Annotated in this window: 19 protein-coding genes; 17 read left to right on the top strand and 2 right to left on the bottom strand. The window is 21.5% G+C overall.

Annotation, left to right across the window (positions count from 1 at the left end):
* The first annotated feature begins 63 nt into the window (after nucleotides 1-63).
* The 6 genes from infB (at nucleotide 64) to Q2306_RS02405 (ending at nucleotide 8,437) form a co-directional block, all read left to right on the top strand.
* Nucleotides 64-1,863: a translation initiation factor IF-2 gene (gene infB / locus Q2306_RS02430; protein WP_323847710.1), complete on the top strand. Its 1,800-nt coding sequence runs from the start codon at nucleotides 64-66 to the stop codon at nucleotides 1,861-1,863.
* Between the two features lies 1 nt (nucleotide 1,864).
* Entirely contained in the window at nucleotides 1,865-2,215 is a 351-nt protein-coding gene (rbfA, locus tag Q2306_RS02425; RefSeq protein ID WP_323847709.1) for a 30S ribosome-binding factor RbfA, read from the top strand.
* 75 nt (nucleotides 2,216-2,290) lie between these two features.
* Nucleotides 2,291-4,465 (top strand): primosomal protein N', encoded by a 2,175-nt coding sequence (gene priA / locus Q2306_RS02420; protein WP_323847708.1) that lies wholly within the window; start codon nucleotides 2,291-2,293, stop codon nucleotides 4,463-4,465.
* 268 nt (nucleotides 4,466-4,733) lie between these two features.
* Nucleotides 4,734-6,197 carry an MATE family efflux transporter gene (locus Q2306_RS02415; protein WP_323847707.1) on the top strand — a complete coding sequence of 488 codons (1,464 nt, stop codon included), beginning with the start codon at nucleotides 4,734-4,736 and terminating at the stop codon, nucleotides 6,195-6,197.
* 3 nt (nucleotides 6,198-6,200) lie between these two features.
* A complete protein-coding gene (locus Q2306_RS02410) occupies nucleotides 6,201-7,484 on the top strand; it encodes a glucose-6-phosphate isomerase (RefSeq protein ID WP_323847706.1) in 1,284 nt (427 codons plus the stop codon).
* 173 nt (nucleotides 7,485-7,657) lie between these two features.
* Nucleotides 7,658-8,437 (top strand): hypothetical protein, encoded by a 780-nt coding sequence (locus tag Q2306_RS02405; protein WP_323847705.1) that lies wholly within the window; start codon nucleotides 7,658-7,660, stop codon nucleotides 8,435-8,437.
* Between the two features lie 152 nt (nucleotides 8,438-8,589).
* Here the strand turns inward: Q2306_RS02405 and Q2306_RS02400 are convergent, their stop codons facing one another.
* Both Q2306_RS02400 and Q2306_RS02395 read right to left on the bottom strand, forming a co-directional pair.
* Nucleotides 8,590-9,303 carry an RNA methyltransferase gene (locus Q2306_RS02400; protein WP_323847704.1) on the bottom strand — a complete coding sequence of 238 codons (714 nt, stop codon included), beginning with the start codon at nucleotides 9,301-9,303 and terminating at the stop codon, nucleotides 8,590-8,592.
* A 51-nt stretch (nucleotides 9,304-9,354) separates the two neighbouring features.
* Nucleotides 9,355-10,152: a YitT family protein gene (locus tag Q2306_RS02395; protein WP_323847703.1), complete on the bottom strand. Its 798-nt coding sequence runs from the start codon at nucleotides 10,150-10,152 to the stop codon at nucleotides 9,355-9,357.
* A 1,434-nt stretch (nucleotides 10,153-11,586) separates the two neighbouring features.
* Between Q2306_RS02395 and Q2306_RS02390 the strand changes: the two genes are divergently transcribed.
* From Q2306_RS02390 to Q2306_RS02340, 11 genes are all read left to right on the top strand, one after another.
* Nucleotides 11,587-12,279: a sigma-70 family RNA polymerase sigma factor gene (locus Q2306_RS02390; RefSeq protein ID WP_323847702.1), complete on the top strand. Its 693-nt coding sequence runs from the start codon at nucleotides 11,587-11,589 to the stop codon at nucleotides 12,277-12,279.
* Between the two features lie 1,126 nt (nucleotides 12,280-13,405).
* Nucleotides 13,406-13,768: a single-stranded DNA-binding protein gene (locus Q2306_RS02385; RefSeq protein WP_323847701.1), complete on the top strand. Its 363-nt coding sequence runs from the start codon at nucleotides 13,406-13,408 to the stop codon at nucleotides 13,766-13,768.
* Between the two features lie 180 nt (nucleotides 13,769-13,948).
* On the top strand, nucleotides 13,949-14,179 hold the full coding sequence (locus Q2306_RS02380) for a hypothetical protein (protein WP_323847700.1): 231 nt from the start codon (nucleotides 13,949-13,951) through the stop codon (nucleotides 14,177-14,179).
* 42 nt (nucleotides 14,180-14,221) lie between these two features.
* Entirely contained in the window at nucleotides 14,222-15,016 is a 795-nt protein-coding gene (locus tag Q2306_RS02375; protein WP_323847699.1) for a hypothetical protein, read from the top strand.
* 97 nt (nucleotides 15,017-15,113) lie between these two features.
* On the top strand, nucleotides 15,114-15,719 hold the full coding sequence (locus Q2306_RS02370) for a hypothetical protein (protein WP_323847698.1): 606 nt from the start codon (nucleotides 15,114-15,116) through the stop codon (nucleotides 15,717-15,719).
* Nucleotides 15,720-15,839: 120 nt separating this feature from the next.
* Nucleotides 15,840-17,519: a hypothetical protein gene (locus Q2306_RS02365; RefSeq protein ID WP_323847697.1), complete on the top strand. Its 1,680-nt coding sequence runs from the start codon at nucleotides 15,840-15,842 to the stop codon at nucleotides 17,517-17,519.
* An 818-nt stretch (nucleotides 17,520-18,337) separates the two neighbouring features.
* On the top strand, nucleotides 18,338-19,843 hold the full coding sequence (locus tag Q2306_RS02360) for a DnaB-like helicase C-terminal domain-containing protein (RefSeq protein WP_323847696.1): 1,506 nt from the start codon (nucleotides 18,338-18,340) through the stop codon (nucleotides 19,841-19,843).
* Nucleotides 19,840-21,120 carry a toprim domain-containing protein gene (locus Q2306_RS02355; RefSeq protein WP_323847695.1) on the top strand — a complete coding sequence of 427 codons (1,281 nt, stop codon included), beginning with the start codon at nucleotides 19,840-19,842 and terminating at the stop codon, nucleotides 21,118-21,120. The genes Q2306_RS02360 and Q2306_RS02355 overlap by 4 nt, the downstream gene beginning before the upstream one ends.
* Nucleotides 21,121-21,539: 419 nt before the next feature.
* Nucleotides 21,540-21,776, top strand: coding sequence for a hypothetical protein (locus Q2306_RS02350; protein ID WP_323847694.1), 237 nt, complete (start codon nucleotides 21,540-21,542; stop codon nucleotides 21,774-21,776).
* A 556-nt stretch (nucleotides 21,777-22,332) separates the two neighbouring features.
* Nucleotides 22,333-22,524, top strand: a complete 192-nt coding sequence (locus Q2306_RS02345) for a hypothetical protein (protein ID WP_323847693.1) — start codon at nucleotides 22,333-22,335, stop codon at nucleotides 22,522-22,524.
* Between the two features lie 125 nt (nucleotides 22,525-22,649).
* Nucleotides 22,650-22,958, top strand: coding sequence for a DUF2963 domain-containing protein (locus Q2306_RS02340; protein ID WP_323847692.1), 309 nt, complete (start codon nucleotides 22,650-22,652; stop codon nucleotides 22,956-22,958).
* The last annotated feature ends 4 nt before the right edge of the window (nucleotides 22,959-22,962 follow it).

The following is a 22,962-nucleotide window of genomic DNA, read 5'->3' as shown; positions in this document are numbered from 1 at the left end:
ATTAATAAAAATTATTATTTATGAAGTTTAAATATTGTAATTAAGAAAGAGAGATTGATAAATATGACTGAAGAAAAAAAAGATAATAATGTTGTGGAAAAAATTAAAGTTAAAAGTTATTTATTTAATCCAAAACATACTGTTAAAGATTTAGCTGATATTTTACAAGTTTCTAATATTTTTTTAATTAAAAAATTTATAGAATTAGGAATTAAAACAAATATTGATCAGTTTTTAACTAAAGAAATTCTAGAAATATTAGGTTTATTTTTAGATATAGAAATTATTTTTGATTCTCAAGAAGAAAAAGCTTTAGAGGAAAAAAATAAAAAAGAAGTTGTCGATTCTAATTTAACAAAAAGAGTCCCTATCGTGATTATTATGGGTCATGTTGATCATGGTAAAACTACTTTATTAGATGCTATTAGAAAAACTCGTTTAGTTGATAAAGAATTTGGTGGAATTACCCAACATATTGGAGCTTATGAAATTGTTCACAAACAACAAAAAATTACTTTTATAGATAGTCCTGGTCATGAAGCTTTTTTTCAAATGCGTTCTCGTGGAGTTAAAGTAACTGATATTTGTCTTTTGATAGTGGCTGCTGATGACGGAGTAAAACCACAAACAATTGAATCTGTAAAACACGCTCAAAAAGCTCAAGTTGAAATAATTGTTGTTATTAATAAAATAGATAAATTGAATAATAAAAAAGAAAGTATTATGACTGATTTATCTAATTTAGGTTTGATTCCAGAGGAATGGGGTGGAACAACATCATATGTCGAAATTTCAGCTTTAAAAAAAGAAGGTTTAGATAAATTATTAAAATTAATTTTATTAGTTAGCGAAATGAAAAATATTACAACAGATTTAAATAAAGTTGCTCAAGGTGTGGTTTTAGAAGCAAGTTTAGATAAGAAAAAAGGGCCTTCAGCTACTTTTATTACTTTGCAAGGTATTTTGAAACTTGGAGATGTTGTATTTGTAGGAGATAGTACTTATGGAAAAATTCGTTCTATTGAAGATGATTTAAAACAAAGTTTTCAAGAAGTTTATCCATCACAACCTGTTTTAATAACAGGATTAAATTCTGTTCCTAAAGCAGGCGAAGTTTTTGAAGTAGTTAAAAACAAAAAAATAGCTAAACAAATTATCGAAGATAAAAAGAATTTGTTAAAAGAACATAATAAAAATAATGATGAACCTCGTGAATATATTTATAATAATGTTTTAACATCGCAAGAAAAAGAAAATAAATCTTTAAATGTTGTTGTTAAAGCAGATACTCAAGGTAGCTTAGAAGCTATTGTTGAATCTTTAGAGAAATTAAATATTCAAGACATTAAAGTCAATATTTTGAAAGCTTCTGTCGGTTTAATTACTTTGAATGATATTGATTTTGCTAATATTTTTAATTCTTGTTTGATTAATTTTAATACACCCATTAGTGGTTCTTTAGAAAAAATTGCTAAAAACCTTAAAGTAGATATGAAAAACTATAACATTATTTATAAAATGATTGAAGATTTAGAAAGTAAATTAAAAAGTCTAGTAGAACCTATTTTAGAAGAAAAAGTTACTGGGCAAGCTCAAATTAAAAAAATATTTACTATAAGTTCTATAGGTATTATTGCGGGTTGTTATGTTACTAAAGGAACTATTTTTCAAAATTCTTTAGCCAAAGTTATTCGTGATCAAAAAGTTATTTTTAAAGGTAAGATTGTTTCTTTAAAGCATTTAAAAAATAATATTAATAGTTCTAATCAAGGTCATGAATGTGGCATTTTACTAGATAATTTTAATAGTTTTCAAATTGATGATATAATAGAATCATCTAAAATAGAGAAAGTGATGTTTTAAAATGAATAATATTACAATCAAGAGAAGAGCTAATGTCATTCATGAATTTTTAGTTGAAATAATTAATGATGTTATTACAAACGACCAAATAGGTTATATCAGTTTAACAAGTATTGATTTATCTAATGATTTATCTTTTTGTAACATTTATTACACTATTTTAAATGATAAATCAGAAATTTTAAATTTGGTCAAAAAAGTTTTAGAAGAACATAAAAAAGAAATTCGTATAAGATTAGCTAGTAAAATTAAAAATATTAAAAAAATTCCTGAATTAATATTTAAATATGATGAATCTTTGACTTATGGAAAAAAAATTGATAAACTTTTAGATAATATCATAAAAGAATAAATAAAAAAGATAAATCAACCGATTTATCTTTTTTATTTATTTAAAACTTAAAAAATTATATCAAAGGCTAAAAACATGTTATATACAGAAGTAATAGTAGATAATAAAATTCCTAATTTAATTAAAATTTTTGATTATTTGGTTCCTAAAGAATTTGAGAATATAATTGAAAAAGGAATGAGAGTGATTGTTCCTTTTGGTTCTAAAAATACTGAACGTTTAGGTTATGTTTTAGCATTAAAAACAGATACTTTAATAAATAAAACACGTATTAAAACCATTATAGAAATTTTAGATGAAACTTCTTTTTTAAATGAAGAACTTTTTTTATTAACAAAAGAAATATTAAAAATTCCTTTTATATCTCCTTCTTTAGTATATAATACTATTATCCCAAGAAGTTTTTTAAGCACTTATAAGAGAAAAATTACAATTTTACAGGAAGATAAGATACCTTTAGAAATAAAAGAATATTTAATCCAAAAAGAATGTCTTTTATCTTTGAAAGATAATTTCTTTTTAAGAGAACAAATATTTGAATTACAAAAAAAAAGAATTATTAAAACGCAAATTATAATTTGCAAAAAAGATTATCGTCCTCTAATTAGGAATAAAAATAAGATTAGGACGATTTTAGATCAAAAGAATAATGACATAATTTTAAATCATAAAGATTCGTTTTGTTTAAATAAAGAACAATATTTAGTTTGGAAACAGATTTTTTTGGATCGTTATGACAATTATTTATTATATTATGATCATTATGAAGATAAGATAGCGATATATTTAAAATTAATAGAACATTCTTTAAAACAAAACAAACAAGTTTTGATTGTAGTTGCAGAGATAATTTTAATTACTTTTTTAAAAGATAAAATTCAAAAATACTTTCCAGAAATTACTTTAAGCGTTTTAATAAATGCTTCTAGCTTAACAGAACATTATCAAATAAATCAAGATATTCAAGAACAAAAAATTTGTATTGTTATAGGAACAAGAAAGGTTATATTTGCTCCTTTAAAAAAAATAGGTGTTATTATTTTTGATGAAGAAAATGATGAATCTTTAATAGAAAAAGAAAAAAGTCCAAATTATGATTCTAAAGAATTAGCGCATATTCGTGCTAAATATCATCAAGTGCCTTTAGTTTTTTTTACAACAATGCCTTCAGCAGAAAGTTATTTACTAATAAATCAAAAAAAAATTATTTTTTGTGATTTAACAAGAAAAAATAATAAAACGATGAAATTAATTGATATGAAACAAGAATTAAAAAAAGGTAACTTATCCCCCTTATCTTATGATTTATTATTTAATTTAAAAAAAAATATAAAAGAAAAGAAAAAAACTATTTTATTTATTAATGTTTTAGGTTTTTCATCTTTTATTTTATGTCGTTTTTGTAGTTATATTCCTAAATGTCCTAAATGTTCTCAAAATTTAGTTTTTTTGAATAATGTTTATATTTTAAAGTGTACTTTTTGTCGTTACAGTCAAAAATTTAGTTCTGAATGTCCTCGTTGTCGTAATATTGTTTTAAAAAATGTAAGTTTAGGTATTGAATATGTTTTAAATTTTTTAAAAAAAGAAATACCTAATATAAATGTAGAGAGTATAGATTCTAATTCTATTAAAACAATAAAAGCTTATCAAAAAATTTTGAAAAAATTTGAAAATAATGAGATTGATATTTTGATAGGTACAGAAATGATAGTAAAGAATTTAAAATTACCTTTAATTGAAACAGTAGGTGTTTTAATGGTAGATGCTCTTTTGAATGTTCCTAATTTTAAAGCAATAGAAACAACTTTTCAATCATTAATTAAAATGTCTAATTATCTTACTGAAAAAGGAAAAATTATTGTACAAGGTTATAATATAAATCATTTTTCTCTTCAAAAAGCACAATATTATGATATTTTTTCTTTTTTAGAACAAATTTTAAAAGAGAGAGAAATTAGCCAAAATCCTCCTTTTATTTTTTTGAGCAAAATATTAATTTCTCATAAAAATTTCATTAAAGTTATAAATATTGCTAAAAAAATAAAAGAAATTTTAGAGAAAAGTTTTTTTGTAAAAATAAAAATTTTAGGACCTACTTACCCTTTAGTTTTTTATAAAAATAAATATTATAGAGTTTTATTAACTTTAAAATATGATGAATGGCCTTTAAATATAAATTTTATTATTGAACAAAATTTAAATGAAGATGCTTTTATTTTATTTGATCGTTTTGCTAATATTATTTAATTTTTATTATTATGTATAATAAAAACAATAAATTTATATATAATAAAAGTATGTACTTTTTTAAAATATTAAAATCAAATATTATTTGATATATTTATGTTTAATAATTCATGATCTTTTCGTTTAATTAATTAATATATACTTTGTTGATTAAAAATATTTTAATTTTTTTATGGATTAATTTTTAAAAAAAATTGTTTTATATTTCGAAGTTGCTATTTTATTATTGTGATATAAACAAATTGATGGAAAGGTTATTCATTTTTTTATGCTAATAAACTCTTCTGCTACTCAGAAAAAAAATATATTTGAACCGCAATCAAATAAAGAATTTCCTATTTGGATAAATTTGATTATTTTAGCTTTTCCTATTGCTTTGTATTTGTTATTTCAACATTTGGGTTCTGCTATAGATTTTTTTATAATGAAAAAATCAGCATCTACAAATACAAATATAGAAGCTGCTGTCACTTACATGAAACAAATAAAAAAAATACTTCAAAGTATTGCAATATCTTTAGGCGGCGCTGGTATTGTTTTAGTAGCTAGAGAATATAAACAAAAAAATAATGAAAAATCTAAACAATATGCAACTTTAGTTTTTGTTATTGCGGTTTTGAGTTCTTTAATTATTTTTTTTATTTTTTATTTTGGCTCTTTAATGCCTGCTCCTTTAGGTAATGTTTTTTTAAACAGCAAGTTTCATTCAGATGGTGGTTGGAAATATTATATTATTTCTTTATTAACTTTTGTCTTTATTACTATTAATTCTATTTTTATTGGTTTAGAAAGGTCTAAAAATAAAAATAGTTTTGTTTTATTTTTAAATATTTTGAATATAACTTTAAGAATTATTTTTTCTTTTTTAATTAAATATGTTCAAGATTCTAAATCTGAAGATATTACGATTGTTCATTTAGCTTGGGCTGATTTTTTTTCTAATTTTGCTATTTCTCTTTTTGCTTTTTATTTTATGTTTCATCCTAAAAATGATTTTCAAATTCAATTTCATAAATTGATTTTTTCTAAAAAAATTGTTAAAACTATTTTAAAATTATCGTTTATTTTAGTAATAGGAAAAGCAACTTATGAAATTGGAAAAAAATTTATTAATGATATGGTTACAAACTATTATGGTAAAGAATTATTAGCTATAACAGGGTTTGTAACAGTTGTGAACGGGATTTTTTATTCTATTTCTCAATCTTTTGAAGATGCTGAATTGGTAATGGTATCTCAAAGAGCCAAAATCGATAAAAACACAAATACTTTGAAAATTTTTAAAAATGTTTTTTTTATTACTTTAATCATTGGTATTATTGGAGTTTTGTCCAATATTTTTTGTGGTAAATTTTTTTTAAGTTGTTTGACAAAAGAAGCCAAATTGAATGATGAAGAATTTAAAGGTTTTAAAATAGTTTTATTTTTCGAACAAATGTCTTTATTTACTTCTATTTGGGCTTCTATGATAATGATTTATATTATGGCTTACAAAAAAAATGCTAATATTTTTTTATGGTTAAATATTTTAAGAATTGCAACAAGAATGTTTTGTTTATGGATTTGCCATTTTTATGTTGGTGAATTACTTGGAATAAATCGTTATTTTCAATTTGGTATTAGTACAAGTTTGAGTAATATAATTGTTTTGATAGTTATTATTATTTTCTTTATTCGTTTTATTAAAGAACACAAAAAAATAGAATTAAATCAAAATTTAAAGGGAGTTTAATAAGTGGTTCTCAAATTAGATATAGAAGGTGTAAAAACTTTTTTAAATTGGAAACAAGAAAGTTTAATTATAAAATCAAAAGTTACTGAAATACATAATATATTACATAAAGATGAAGAATTACAACAAAAATATTTAGGTTGGTTAAATTTACCTTTAGATAAGAATGTTATTTTAGATATACAAAAAATTAAAAAATTAAAAAAATTAAATCCAGATTTAGAAGTTTTAGTAGTTATAGGTATTGGAGGATCTTATGTAGGAGCTAAAGCGGGTATAGAATTCTGTCAAAAACCTTTTAATAAAACTAAACCTGAAATTATTTTTGCGGGACATCAAGTTTCAGGTAGTTATTTATATAATTTAATTCATTATTTAAAAGATAAAAAATGGGCTATTAATGTAATTTCAAAATCAGGAACTACTTTAGAACCTTCTTTAACTTTTAGGATTTTAAAAAAAGAAATTGAAAATAAATATGGTTTAACAGAAGCTAAAAAATTTATTTTCGCTACTACTGATGCTGATAAAGGTATTTTATTGGATATTGCTAAAAAAGAAGGTTATGAAACATTTGTTATTCCGAATTCTATTGGTGGCCGTTTTAGTGTTTTAACTAATGTTGGATTTTTACCTTTTGTTTTTGCTAATTTAGATGTTGAAGCTATGTTAGAAGGAGCTAAGCAAGCTTATCAAGATTCTTTAACTGATAATTTAGATAATAATTTGATGTATCAATATGCATTAGCTAGATATTTAATGTATACTAAATTAAATAAAAAAATAGAATTGTTTGTTAGTTATGAACCTCATTTATTAGCTTTTGCTGAATGGTGGAAACAATTATTTGGTGAATCTGAAGGAAAAGAAGAAAAAGGTCTTTTTGTATCTTCGATAAATAATTCTACAGATTTACATTCATTAGGGCAATTTATTCAAGAAGGTTCTAGAATAATGTTTGAAACAGTTTTAAATATTAGTATCATGAAAGATGATTGTCACGTTCCTATTATCAATAAAGATTTAGATCAATTAAATTATTTAGCAGGTAGATCTTTTTCTGATATAAATCAAACAATATTAATAGCTACAAAACAAGCTCATATAGAAGGAGGCGTTCCTAATATAGAAATTACTATTTCTCATTTAGATGAATATCATTTAGGTTATCTTATTTATTTTTTTCAAAAAGCTTGCGCTATGTCTGGTTATTTAATAGAAATTAATCCTTTTACTCAACCAGGAGTAGAAATTTACAAACAAAAAATGTTTGATTTATTAAAATAATAATAATTTCTTTTTGTTTCAAAATATTTAAAAATTATAACTTATTTCTAAAATAAATTTATTTATTGTTTTACATAATAATTAAAATATATTTTAAAAATTTGAAAATTTTTTAAATAAGGTGGAAGGGTTTTTAATATTATCAGAAAATAATATTAAAAATAAAAAGAATAATGATAAATAAAATAAATCTCAAAGTTTTTGTTTTAATTTTTATATTTGTTTTTTTTAATTCTTTTCAAACAATTTTAATAGCTGATACAAATTCAAATCATATTAAAAATATTGAAACAGTTATACCAGAAGACAAAAGAATTGTTGAAATATCGATAGCAGATAAAAATAATAGAGACAAAATTTTAGAAGAAATTAAAAAAATAAATCCTTCGTTATTAAAAGATTTATCACGTGAATATTTAATTATAGAAAATGATAATAAAATTATTGTTCGTATTCCTGAAAATAAAAAAGAAAAATTGAAATTATCGGAACAAGTTGTTTTAAGTATGAATATTAATGAAAATACAGACTTAAATTTGCCAAAAGTTAAAAATATTGAAACAATTATACCAGAAGATAAAAGAATTATCCAAATCTCAATAGTAGATCAAAATAATAAAGAAAAAATTTTAGAAGAAATTAAAAAAATAAATCCTTTATTATTAAAAAATTTAACTGTTGATGATTTTTCAATAACTGATGATAATAAAGATAATAAAAAAGAAGTTTGTGTTATTATTTCACAACAGACACAAGAAAAATTAAATCTTGCTGGTGTGGTAAGATTAAAATTAGATATTGTTAGAAATATTTCGGATAATAAAATTGTTAAATCATCTGTAAATAGATTACATGTTGTATTATGGATTATTATTGTGATTTTAGTAATAGTTACTGGTAGTATAGTTATTTATTTTTATAATAAATACAAAATAAAAAATGATATTTTATAAATTTTTTTTCTTTATATAAATATTTTTGAATTTATATAAAAAAATATTTATATAAAGAAAAAAATAAAGAAAAAAGAAATTTTTTATTTATTTTTTTACTTCTCTAAAATATATTTAGATAAAATAAAATAATCTTTATATATGATTAAATATTATTTCAACAGATGCATTAAAATACTACCTGCAACTCCAACATTTAGACTTTCAATATTATTGATGTCAATATAAAGAGAATAATCAGAATTGTCTTCTACTAAAGAAGAAACTCCTGCGCCTTCATTGCCTAAGATTAAAATTTTTTTCTTATTTTTGTTAAGATAAGAAACATTATTTAAGTTTATGTTTTTTTTATTGACAGAAGAACTAAAAATAGTGTAATTATTTTTTTTAGCTGATGATAAAAATTCTATTAAATTACCTCTTTCTAAAGATAAATGAAATATGGCGCCTTGGCTTGTTCTTATAGTTTTTTCATTATAAAAATCTACTGATCTAGAACTACTAAAAACATGTTTAAAATCAAAAGCACAAGCGCTTCTTAATAAAATTCCTACATTGCTTGGGTCTTGGATATCATCTAAAACCAAAATTTTATCACTTTGTAAAGTTTGAGGTTTTATTCGGCAAAGCGCGCATATTTGATAAAGCGTCTTATTTTTATTCAATTCTTTCATTAAATGATGAGAAATTAAAATACCTTGTTGAGATGGATAAATTGTATATATTTCTATAATAACTTTTTTTTTAAGAGCTTCTTGTACTAAATGTTCCCCGAAAATTAAAAATTCTGCATACAAATCGCGATATTTTTTTAAAGAAAGTTTTTTTAATTTTTTAAATTTTATATTTCCTTTGGAAGAAATCATTTTTATTAATTCTCTTTTAATTATTGACAATTTTAATATTTTATGACAAATTTATTTATTTTGTTTTTTTACAAGTGTTCCAAATATTACAGAACATATTACGAAAGTGAATATAGAAAAAATATATTTTATAATAACGTTTTGTCTTTTGTTTTTTTTTCTGATTAAATCTATTAAAAAAGATAAGGCAACAGCAACACTATCTATTGTTATTAACATATATTTTTTATTTATTTTTGATGCCTTTTCTACAAATGTGAAAATAACGTCAGTTCCGCCAGTAGCTGCACCATAATTTAAAATAGCACTAGTGCTTATTCCAGTAGATAAACCAGTTATTAAAGAAGATAAAAATAATCTATAAAAAATATTTTTTTTTATGAAATTAGGAAATTGTCTAATCATAGTATTAGGTTTTATTTTTATATAATTTAATATTTTTATAACAAAAGTAAAAAGAAAACTAAATAATATTGAAGATAATAAGATTTGTTGTGCATTTGTATATATAGTTAATAAACAGCAAGTTAATAATAAAATAGATATTCTTATAATAATGATGGTATTATTTGCACTTAAAAAATATTTTTGTTTTTGTTTTTTTTTGTCATAAAAAAATATTTTGTCTAAACAAATCAAATTACTTTCTAAACCGCCTATAATAAACTTTTCAGGTAAAAGGAAAAAATAAAATGTAAATATAGATAATAAAATTCCGATACAAATTTGAGTTTTTTTTATAAAAATATTTTTAATTGGATTGTAATAATCATAAATTCCTAATAATAACATGATTGTTAAGAAAAATATAAATAAAATAAAGATAAAAGTATTTTTTTTATTATTCATATTGTTTATATTCCGTACTTATTTTTTATTATTGACGTAATAAATTTATTAGATTAATTGAAGTAATAAAATTTTATTATGAATTATGATAAATAATTAAAAAAGTTATAAAATCGAAAAATATATATAATTCACGAATTCAGAAATTATATTTTCAAGATATAAATATTTAATTGTTTTGTATAAAATGTTAGTTTTTTTAATATAATTATAAATTTTAAATTATATTAAAAAAAGATCATAATCACAATTTTCTAGTGTTGATAATAAACAACTTATTAAATTATAACATAAAAAAATCGTTTTTTGATATAAAAATATAAGTTTTAATTATTAAGACGAAACAGATTAAAGAATAAGAAATTTTTAGATGATAAAGATTTTAAGTTTTTGCAAATTATATTAATTGAAAAAATTAAATATATTACATAAAAAACAAATATAATAGTTAAAAACAGTAAATTACTAGTTATTCATGATTTATTTGTTTTCTTTTGAGGAAAATTCATATTTATTTTTCATTTATAATTTATTTTTTTGATTTTAAAATAAAAAAAGATTCTAAAATTTTACTTTTAGAATTTTTTAATACTGATAAATATAAATGCTTTTTGTTATAGGATTTGTATTTCTATATTTTTAATTAATTTTCAAAAATTTTGTATACTTTTTATTCTTTGAAGTGTTTTTGAAAACGGAATCGATATAAAGTCTTAATTTGTTCTAAAAAAATTATTTTTTTAGAAATTCAAATTGTTTATTAATTATTTTAATAGTAACATGAAAAGAATTTTTTTAAATTTATAAAAGGTTTTTTAAGAGATTTAAAAAATTAATTTTATAATTAAGACGAAAGTTTTTTAAAAAAGAAAACAAGAAAAACAAATAAAAAAAATTTTCAAAAATTGTAGTAATAAAGTATATTTATAATAGTATTTATTATATACGATATACAAAAAAATAATTATATTTATATTTTTACAAAATTTTAAAAAATATTTCATTTTTATTTTATAAAAAATCATTAAATATTTATAAAATAATAAAATATTATTGATTTTTAGATATTTATTAAAGATTAAATATTTGTAAAATCGAAAAAAATAAAAATATTGTGGTGATCAAATTCTTAATTGATGTTTGGAGAGAAAATTCCTAACATAATTAAAAAAATCTTGCTTATTTTTGAGATCTTATAAGAAGTTATTTTGAAATTTTTTTAAATCATAAAAATAGTTTTGAAAAAATAATTTTCAAAAAATAAAATTTATCAATAAATCCTCTTTAAAATGAGGATTTATTTTTTTAACTAACAGTTCAACTTGAACTGAATCCTTCATTTAATACAATTAAGTTTAATAAAAGATAAAGAATAATCTCATTTTTTGAGATTCTTTTTTTATGAAAATTAATTATAGAAAAAAGAAGGATTTTATGGAAACAAAAAAAGAATTTATAGAAATAACAAAAGAAAAAAAAGATTACTTTTTAACAAAATATTTTGATTTGAAAAAAGAATATCAAGATCTATATCGGGATGAAATTATTAAAATAAGAGATCAACTTTATGATTTTTATTCACCTTGGATTCGTGAGTTTGTTTATAAAAGTTTTAGATTTCATCCTCAAACATTAACACATGATGATTTATTTCAAGAAGGTTCAATGAGTTTCATTTATTCTTTAGAAAAATATAATGATTTTTCTATTAATTTTGATTCTTATGCATTCAATAATATTAAAAGTTCATTAAGAGAAGTTATAAGAAAATCATATGTACCTTCTATTTCTCAAAACGAATACCGAGATAAAAGTGTTAAAAAACATCAAAATCTAACTTTTGAGGAAGACAAAGAGTATTTTAAAAATGCATCTTTTTCAAAACAATTAAATCCTCATCAGGTTTATATGAAAAATCTTCGAAAAGAAATTTTAATGGTAAGAATTGAAAAGAATTTAACTCAAACAGAAAAAAAAATTATGAATTTAATTTATGGTTTAAAAAATGGTATCGAACTTTCAATCGAAGAGGTTTCAAAAAAATTTAAAATTAAAAAAAAATTAGTTTACAATTTTATCGAAAATTCAAAACAAAAATTAAGAAAGTTTTATAAAGTTCAAATTTAATTTCGCATCCTTAACAAGATGTAAAAAGGTTAAATGAAAAGCCATGTGAATTAATAAATTCCAAATAATTTAAATATATTTTCATATTCTAAGTGATTTTCGTTCTCAAGATTCTTACAAAGAAATTTTTTTATTTAAACCAAAAATAATGAAAAGAGTAAATATGTTGAATAAACATGATTTAATTAAACAAATCTCCGAATTATCTTTATCTAATCTTCAACAAAATGTTTGTTAACTAAATTTTAGAATTATTAGAAAAAGTTATTTTAGATGTTATTATTTATCAAAATTTATCAGTTAAAATATTTTCTGAAATAGGAAATTTTGTAGTTAGAGTACAAAATCATTTCAAGTGGTTTATCCTAAAACAAAAGGCATTATCCAAGTTATCGAAAAAAGAATTGTTCAATTTAAAGTTTTAAAATCTTTAAAAGAACAATTAAAAAAATAAAAATATATAAAAGAAAGTACTAAATTATGAATAAAAAATAATCTTAATTTGTTATCGATTTTATCAAAAAACAAAAACAAAAAAAGATATCGGTTATTTGATTATATACGAAAAACTAGATGATTATGGCATTTTAAACAAATCATATTATAACATAAAAGATATTTTATATATCCATTTTAAAATGTAACTTATTAAAAATTTTAAGTATAAAATCTTAAAATTTTTATTTTTTTAAATTAACTTTTTTAATTTATAAAAATAAAAAATAAAGGATAAAAAATTATAAAAAATAAAACAATTAAAATCAAACACAGCAATCTCAAAGAATATAAATCAAGGACAACACAATTTAATTAAAATAATTCATGTCCGAGAGGATTATGAAATTGCGGCCATCATCAACTACATAATCGATTCAATTCAAAAAACCTTTTGAATGGTTTAAAAAAGTAAAAGTTATTAAAAAACTCTAAAAATAGAAGTATTTTCTTAAAATCTTTTTTATTATTAAATTTGATAATAATTATGACCTTATGATACGTCATTAAACTATCATTATTAATTAAAATCCTGAAAATGAATGAAATAAAAAATTCCGAATTAAAAAATAATTTTAAAATTCATAAAATTTTAGTATTTTAATGAAAAATAAATAAAAGGAAGTATAACATGTTGAACAAAACATTTTTTATCGGTAGGATATGTCACGATTTAGAATTAAAAACTTTTAATTCTAACAAAGGTGAAAAAACCTCTTTATTAAATTTTACTTTAGCTGTAGGAACTAAAAATAAAAATAAAACTGATTTTATTCCTATGGTTTCTTTCTATAAACAAGCTGAATTAATGAAACAATACCTTTTTAAAGGGTCGTTGATAAGTGTTGAAGGTCGCCTTTCGATTAATAAATTTGAAGATAAAAACGGTAATAAAGAAGAACAAATTCAAATTATTGTTGAAAACATTGTTTTTTTAGATTTTAAAAAAGAAAATGTTATAAATAATAATCCAAATCCATCATTACCTTTTTGATATTAATTCCTAAAAAAGTTTTAAACAATGGTGTAATATTTATTACCTTTATTTTTCGAATAACAAAGTTAAAATCATTCTAAAAATAACCTTTTTAAATGGAAAATTCAAAAAAATTAATTTTAAAAAAACAAAAGGTTAAAAAAAAGATTAATAAAAAGGATTGAAAAGATAAATATTATGAAAAAACCGAAATTATTAAGTAATATTGAAGAAAAAGAATTTGTAATAAAAAAAATAAATAAAGAATTTAATAAAGATTTTCAATTTAAAGACATTCACGATTTTTTTTCTGATGTGCGCAATTTTCGAAGACGTAACCGTTTTAGAAAACGAAAAGAAATACAAAAAAACAAAAGAAAGATAATTTTTCAAAAATTAAGAAGATTAAAATCAAAAAAATTATTTTAACTTTAAAACTAAGTTATACACTTTAAAGAAAGAAGTGCACAGATGATAAACCAACAAATTAGAAACAAACTTTCTAAAACACATAGAACAAACAATATTTTGACGTTGCTTTATGAACACACATTTAATAATAAAATTCAAAGACTTTATGTAGATGCACAAGGCAAAGAATTGGCTTTTTCGTTCGATGACAAAGGAAACAAAACTGCCGTTAATTTAGAAAATATCAAAATAGCTTATCAAAAAAATAAAACTTTTCGTCAACAAACATCTAATAAAAAAATTTCACTAAAAAAAAATAAAACCCAATTTATACGTGAAAATGAATTACAATTTGCTAAAAATTTGTTAAATAATTTTAAAGAAATAATGTTAAACGATTTATTGATTTTGAAACATCAAAAACAACAAATCGCTTCTAATTATATCTTTCGCATACATACCTTTTATGTTGACGAATCCATTTACGATGAAGTTAATCAATTTAAAAAAGAATTAATCTTAAATGTTGATTCTAAAAAAATTAAAAAACCGAAAACATTATTCGTTGAGGGTAACCAATTTAAAGTTGTTTTTAGAGATCCAAAAAAGAATGAAATAAAAGAAATATTAAGTAAAATCGAGGTTGATAAATTATCCGAATTAAAATTAAATGAAATTGAAAAAGATTTAGATAGACACAGAAAACCTACCAAAACAAATTATAACAAATCTAAAAACGTTCTTTTTTTTAAAGAAGAAGATTTAAAACACATTAATTTTTTCATTACAAAAGCCTCAACAGGTTATAGAATAACAAAAAAAGACAGAAAATATCAATATATTTATTCAAATTAAAAACCTTCATTTGTTTTTTCAATCAGCCTGTAAAAGGAAATTTGACCCAAAATAAGTCATTAAACTGTTAAATCTATATATAAAGGAAATCCAATTTATGAATATCAAAAATTTATCTAAAAAAGCAGTTAAAAGGTTGCAAATCTTATTTTTAATTATAGTTACGTCGGTATTTGCAATAACTGCAGTTAATGCCTTATCTAATTTATTTATATCTGATTCATCGGATCAAATAGATTATGAAATTTCAATTCCACATTTTGAAGCTGTCAAAACAATTTCTGTTACTGAAGGTAAAAAATTAATTCCATGTGATATGCCGAATTTTAACACAAACAAATATTTGCACAAAATATTGTTTAACTACGATGTTAACGTTGATCCAAAAAACATAGATATTAATATCCCTTTATATTTAAAAATTACAACCGAATTAAAATCCGATAGTTCCTTTGAATTAACTGATTATTTCGGTTATGACATTAATGTCGACGGTAAATTATACAATAATTCAGAAAAAATTTTTTTCGATAAACCGAAAATAAAAACAACTAAAAAAGTTAATTTTGTGGTTCAAATGAAACAACATTTAAAAACACAACACAATGTCTTTTTAAAAGCCGTTTATCAATTAACTGATCAAGACGGAAACTCATTTGGCGGTTCCGAATTCACTGTTAACAAAATAGTTCAAACAGCCTAATTTTAACTTAGATTCTTGATTTTAAGAATCTTTTTTATTCTAAATTTTTAAAGACTTTGAAATAAAATGTTTCAAAGTCTTTTTTTATTTAGAACACATTTAGAAAAGGAAATGCATAATATGCAAAACACAACTCATGATTTATACCTTTTGTCATTAATTAAAAATTTTAATAAAGGCAAATTTGGAAACGAACTTTTTTCATTTTTTTTAAATAAAATGTCATTTAAAAATTTCAAAAAAGAACCCAAAATAGATGGAACTAATCAAAAACATGATTTTGAAATTAATGGTTTTACCATCGAACATAAAACAGCAACTTATATTGAAAGTTTTAAAGGTTGTAAAGTGCATGTTAATAAAATTAAAGAACCTCAATTTTATTCTTTATTGTTATTTTATCCAGGAAAAATGTATTGGTTATTTCAAACTAAAGAAGAATTTGTTTCTTTATTTAACAACCAAAAACAAAAAGACACACTTCAAGATAATATAAAATTTATTATCAATGAACATAAAAGAAGTACTGTTTTATTACCTTTGGATATAGTTGAAAAAATAAAACATTCTAAAATAGAAACTTTATTCGATATAATTAATTTATTAAACCTCAAATTTAGATCAGATTGTAAAAAAATTTCAAAAGAAATTATCACCAGAAAAATAAGTAATAAAAAAATAAAACAAAAAATTTATATTTCGCTAGAAAATAAAACTCATGAAATTTGTTCTTTATTAAATTCATTTATCAAACAATATAAATCTCAATTGATACAAAAAAATAAAGATTTATTGTTGAATGAAATAAATCTCAATCAAACAATCAACAACGATTCTCTTGATAAAAAAATATCAGATCAAAGAATAAATATATTAAATAAAAAAATAATTCAATTAGAAAATAATTTTTTTTGCGATTCTTATGTTTTTCAAGGACAACAAATTCAAAAATATATTTGTTTGTTGTTGCAAAAAGAATATCTAAATAGAACGATTATGGATTATGGCAAAAAAAACTTGTCTTATGATTGCAGCGTTGGTAATCATTTGATTCAAATTAAAAGTTCTAAACCTTCAGCCAAATCAAATTGTTTTACTTTCGACGGAATTTTTATTAATGAATTATATAATGCAACAATTTTTTACGGTAAATTTGGAAACTTAATAAATTTATTGTGTTTTAAATATTCTGAAAACAAATTTAAAGAACTACCTAAAGGTCAAGACGGCAAAGTTTTTTCCCCAGCAATCAAATTTTTTTTTAAAACTATATGTCAACCTGTTAATCAAACTTTATCTTCTTTAATAATTTTATTAGATAGACATGAACATAAAACTAAACAAGAAATATTTAAAATCAACGATATTGATTTCGCGACCGTTGTATTAATTCAATTTAAAGATGAAAAAGAATTTATTAAATACAACTCAAAAGAAAATAAATTGTTTTTTTTAAGAAATTATTTTAACTATGTAATTTTTTATTTTCTTAAAAGAAACATCTTAAATAAATCATTTAATAAACATTTTGTTAATATTTATCCTAAAGCTTTTGTAAGAATTCATAATCTTTTTAACAACAAAAAGAAAGAAAAGTTACCAAATATCTATTTTAAACTATTAGATCCGATTCAACAATTATACAAAAACCCAAAAACAACTAAAATTTTAAAAAATATTTGTCAATATAGATACGAAGATTTATTTTTTATTGTTTTTTATTTTCAATTAAACCAAATTAATAATAAAAATTTAAATCAATTAAAACAACAAAGAATTGAGGAAAATGAAAGGCAGTGAAAATAATGCAAATTAAAAAAGAAAATTTATATTTAGTTATTAGAAAAATAAACCATGATAAATTTAGCGATGGGTTGGTTTCTTTTTTATTAAAAAAATAAATTGTTTATACGAGACACACTCAATCATTATAGTACCTCTGATACAACAAATAATTATAAATACAATTTTAAAATTAATAATTCTTTTTTGAATTAAAGTAAATCCATTAATTTAGTTAAAAAAGTGTTTAGATATAAAGTCTCTAATTGTAAAATTACTGTTTTTTTGTTTTTATTGAGTTTTGCCAAAAATGATATTTATTTTATCGTTTTGCTGTGGTCAAAATCACAAAACCTTGTTTTAAAACAAAAATATGGTCTACTAAAGATCATTTTTTTGTTTTATGATTTTGTCAAAACATTTAACAAATCTAAAAAAAAGAAATTAAAAATTCCAAATCCAAACTTTAAACGATTTAATAAAATTATTGAATTATTATCTAAATTTAAACTTACCTTTATTATAAAAAATACATAACAAAGGTATTATTAATGTTATTCAAAAATTTGTTAACTGAAAAAAAATATGAATTATTGTAGATTAATGAATTATTAAAAGATAATAGCCGACAAATTTTATCTATCATAGAACAACAAAAATAATTCAAAAAAACAAACATAGTCTTATTTTATAACAATAATTAGAACAAACAAATAAAAAACTCTTAAAAAAACAAAAACAATTTAGAAGGTTAAAGAAAAGTGATTAAAGAAACCAAAAAACAAGTTAATAAATTATTTGAAATAATTAAAAATGAATAGAAAGTTCACACAAAGATGAAATTAACCAAAGAAAAACAAGCTTTACAACAAATAATCCAATTTATTTATGAAAACAATCGTTATAAATTGGATTTAATTTACAATATTGTAGACGAAAAACATTTCCAAAAAGATATAGTCCGAAAAATTTTCAAATCAATAAAATACCTGTTTTACGATAATATAATTACTGATTTTGTTAAATTAAAGTTCGAAATCGTTGAAGAATTATTGTTTTATTTACAAACTAATTTTCCGAAAGATAATTTTACTGACGATACATTGACTTTTTTAAAAGAAGAAGTTAAAACCAATTATAATATCTTGTCTTTGTTACAACACACTTACAATCAAGAAACTTTATTTGTTCAACTTCAAAAATTATTACAACCGTCGGTTGATATCGAAACTATGCATGATAAAGAAGTTTATTATAAAGAAACATTTAATAAACTTAAAAAATTTGTTTATCAATTGCCTAACACCGAAGACAAAAGTTTATATACCTTGCAAGAAATGTCAGATATTCACAAAGAACTTTTTTCGTCTGATGAAAAAGCCAAAGCCAAAATCCAAGAAGAATATTACCCTTTGTCATTTAATTTTCATTCTTTAAACCAAACCATCAAAGGCTTTAAAAAAGGTCAGTTAATTACTTTGGCTGGTTTTACTGGTCTTGGTAAAACATCGTTTGTTTATAATTTGGCATATGATTTATCTAAAACAAGTTATGAACAAAACAATAAAAAAATTCATGTTATTATTTTTTCTTTCGAAATGACCTTGGCTGAAAACATGGAAAGAATGTTAAGTCATATCTCAAAAGTTCCAATTAACACTTTATTAGATAAAGATTTTGAAGACCTAACTAAAGAACAATATGAAGAAAAAATCCAAAAAGCTTATGATAATATTTCCAAAATAAATTTAACATTTTCTTATGATTCAACTCGTAATATCAAATACATCAATCAATTATTAAACCGTTTAAAACTAGAAGACAAAATTGATGTTGTCATCGTTGATCATCTTCAAATCACCAAATCTTTTAACGAATTTAACAATGACCGCCTGGCTATTGACGAAATCGTTAACACTTTAAAAGGTTTGGCGATAAAACTCGGAATTGTTATTATTGTTCTAAGTCAATTTTCAAGACAGGCCTATCAACAAAAGATGACTGATTCAACCAATATAACTTCTCTAAAAGGTTCATCAGGCATCGAAACATGTTCTGACGTTGTTATATTGTTGAGCCAATTTAATCCCATGTTAAAACAAGGTGGTCGTGATAACGAAATAACCTATAAAGGAATTCGATTTAATCACCCCGATAATATCGATATCTATAACGAATTTAGAGCTTTAAAAGATGTTTCTAAAAAATTAATCGAAGTTGATGTTAAAAAAAATCGCAACGGTGGTAAACAAGTCATCCTTTATTTATTCGATATGAAAACTCAAACTTTTAAAGAACTTGGAACCATTGAATTACCAATTAAATTGGTTGATGAATTATGAAAAACGAAATTAAAAACCAATTTTCTATGTTAGTTTTATTAAAAAAACTTGGTATCCTTCCTAATGATTTCCCTTTGAACAAGCGTTTTCCTTGTTTTTTACATCGAAGTAGTAACCCCACAACAGCCAAAATATCGGACGATGATAGAACGGTGCAATGTTTTTCAGAATGTCAAAAGACCTTTAATGTTATCGATATCTACATGCAAATCCGTAAAACAACCTTCTTCGAAACTTTAAAACGAATGCAAGCTTTTATAAAGACTAAAGAATATCAAAATCTTTTGCAACAACAACCTAATTTTTATCAACCTAATCATTATAAAATCGTTGTTAAAACCAAAAGACTATTAAATAAAACCAAATCTAAAAATGATATGGTTTCTTTATTTGAAAGAATAACTAATTATTATCACATTTTATTACTAAAACACAAAGACTGTAAAGGAATTGAATATTTAACTGAAACAAGAAAATTAAAATTATCAACAATTCAAAAATTTAAACTGGGATACGCGGTTAATTCTAATAATGTTTTATCTTTTCAACTAGTTCAATGTTTTAAAAAAAACAATTTTGATTTAAAAGAATTAACTCAATATGGCATTATTAAAGAAAAAATCAATAAAAAACAAAAAAAATATTTTCATGATACCTTTCATAAATCCATTATTATCCCTATTTTAAATGAAAATTCCGAAACCTATTATTTTTATGAAAACCATTTTCAAGAAAGCAAATTCATTCAACCTAAATACAAAGCTTTGTCCAATAAATTGAATATTGAACTATTCGAATATTTGTATGGTTTTTATGAAAATTTTACATCAATTAAACAATTAAAAACAATGATAATTCACGAAGGTTTTTTTGATTTATTTCAAACCTATAATTTTGGAATCAAAAATGTTGTCGCTATGGGAAATGTTAACCTTTTATTATCTTATAAACAACTATCAGTTTTAAAAGAAAATGATATTAAAGTAATATTAGCTCTAGACAACGATGAAACAGGTGAAAAAATAAGCCAACAATTAGTTAATCAACTCAAAGAACATGGCATTGCGAACGAAATAAGAACTATTCTTTATCCATATAATATGACATGTAAAGACGCTGACGAACTGTTAAAACAATTCGGAATTTTAGGATATCAACAGTGTTATCAAACAAATTATAAAACATATGTTGAAACTAAAATCCGTAACAAAAACAAAGTTATTGTTAAACTTGCATCCAAAATATTTGATTCTAATAAAATTGAATTTATAAACTAAACCGTTTCTAACCTACCATTTTTCAATCATCCTGTAAAAGGAAATTTGACTTAAAATAAGTCATTAAATTGTTAAATCTATATAGAAAAGAAAAAAACTTTGTATGAATTTATTAAAAACAAAAGACGCTTATAGTTGTTTAATAAAAAAATACATCTAAACAAGTTTTTGAATTATTTTTTTATGTATTGAATGAATGTTAAAATCTGATTCTAAATTACATTGCCGAAAAAAAAGAATTAATATTTTTATTGGGTTTATTTTCATATCAAAAGGAAGAATTATTTCAATTTGTTAAAGAATTTAACAATCAATATAATAGCAAAATCAAAGTGTTTATGGTTTGGTCGTTTAATTTTAAAATTCGTCTTATAGAACGACTTTAAACTTCTAAATCCTATAGAAAGGAACCGCCAAAAATGAACGCAAAAAAAATAATTTCTTGTATTTTAGTTTTATTTGTATTTTTATCAATTTTTTTAGTATTTTGGTTCAGAATAACTTTATTCCCAAAATATTTCAAATCTGAAGAAAAAATTACACCAACAATTCACAATGCCATAGTTACAAATGTAAAAGATGAACCAGCTATAAACAAAGAAGAAGTTAAAGAAACTAAAACAAGCGAAGAAGAATCAAAAGATGATTCAATTTAATCAATTGATTAAATATTAATCTAATTAAAACTAATTTATCTCAAAAGCCATCAAACCCTTTTTTATTAAGGGTTTGATAATTATTTCTTTTTACGCTCTAAATCTAATCATCAAATAATTTAAAAAACAAAAATAGAAAAGAAAAAATATAATGAATAAAATAGAACAAATTATAAATTTTAACTTGACCAAAGATAAAATTATCAAAAGAAAATCTAATTTAATTTTTGCCATCAATAAATATTTAATTACATAAATAATATTTAATCGTAGATAATCAAAATTCCTATTGTTTACAAAAATGGTTTTAGTCAGGTAGTTAGTTAACAAATACATTGATATTCAATAAAAAAATGAAATGGTTAATATATTAAACGATTTTTTTGATTAAATAAATTATTATTCAAGCAAACTCTGCCGTCGCCTCCGAGATTCAACATGAATTGATTTAACAATTATCGATACTATTTAAATTATCAAAAAACCGAAACTTATGAATTGATTCAAATTATTGAAAATAACATTCGATATAACGAATAGAAAGGAACTACCAAAAATGAATACAAAAATAATTTCTTGTATTTTATTTTTATTTTTATCAATTTTTTTAGTATTTTGGTTCAGAATAACTTTATTCCCAAAATATTTCAAATCTGAAGAAAAAATTACACCAACAATTCACAATACCATAGTTACAAATGTAAAAGATGAACCAATGCATGAAGCACTACCGTTGCGAGAGCGATAATCAAAAACAATAAAACTAATAGTTGAAGGAATTAGTAGAATCAAGAAGATACAAAACCTTTTACTATCAGGATATTTTAATCAAAAAAATAATTAAATATGAAAAAAATAAAAGGATAAAAAATTATGAAAAATAAAATAATTAAAAATAAAGACGGTAACATTGAGGAATATAATCGAGAAAACCGATTAATAAAAATAACATTTTTTCAAGAAGATGGTAAAAAAATCGACTTTGTTGTTGACTTCGATCCTAAAAAAGGAAAACAAATCAAAGAAACTTATTTCAAATCTGATGGTCAAACTATCTATTTCACTATCGACTTTGATCCTAAAAAAGGCAAACAAATCAAAAAAACTTATTTCAAATCCGACGGTCAAACCATTGATCGCATTTACGAATACGATCCTAAAAAAGGAAAAAAACAAAAATAAAGAA

Origin of the sequence: Phytoplasma sp. (assembly GCF_035187685.1) — a bacterium.
In the GTDB taxonomy this organism is placed as follows: Bacteria; Bacillota_I; Bacilli_A; order Acholeplasmatales; family Acholeplasmataceae; genus Phytoplasma.
The sequence above is the reverse complement of the archived record's forward strand: the minus strand, read 5'-3'. Positions and strand labels throughout refer to the sequence as shown.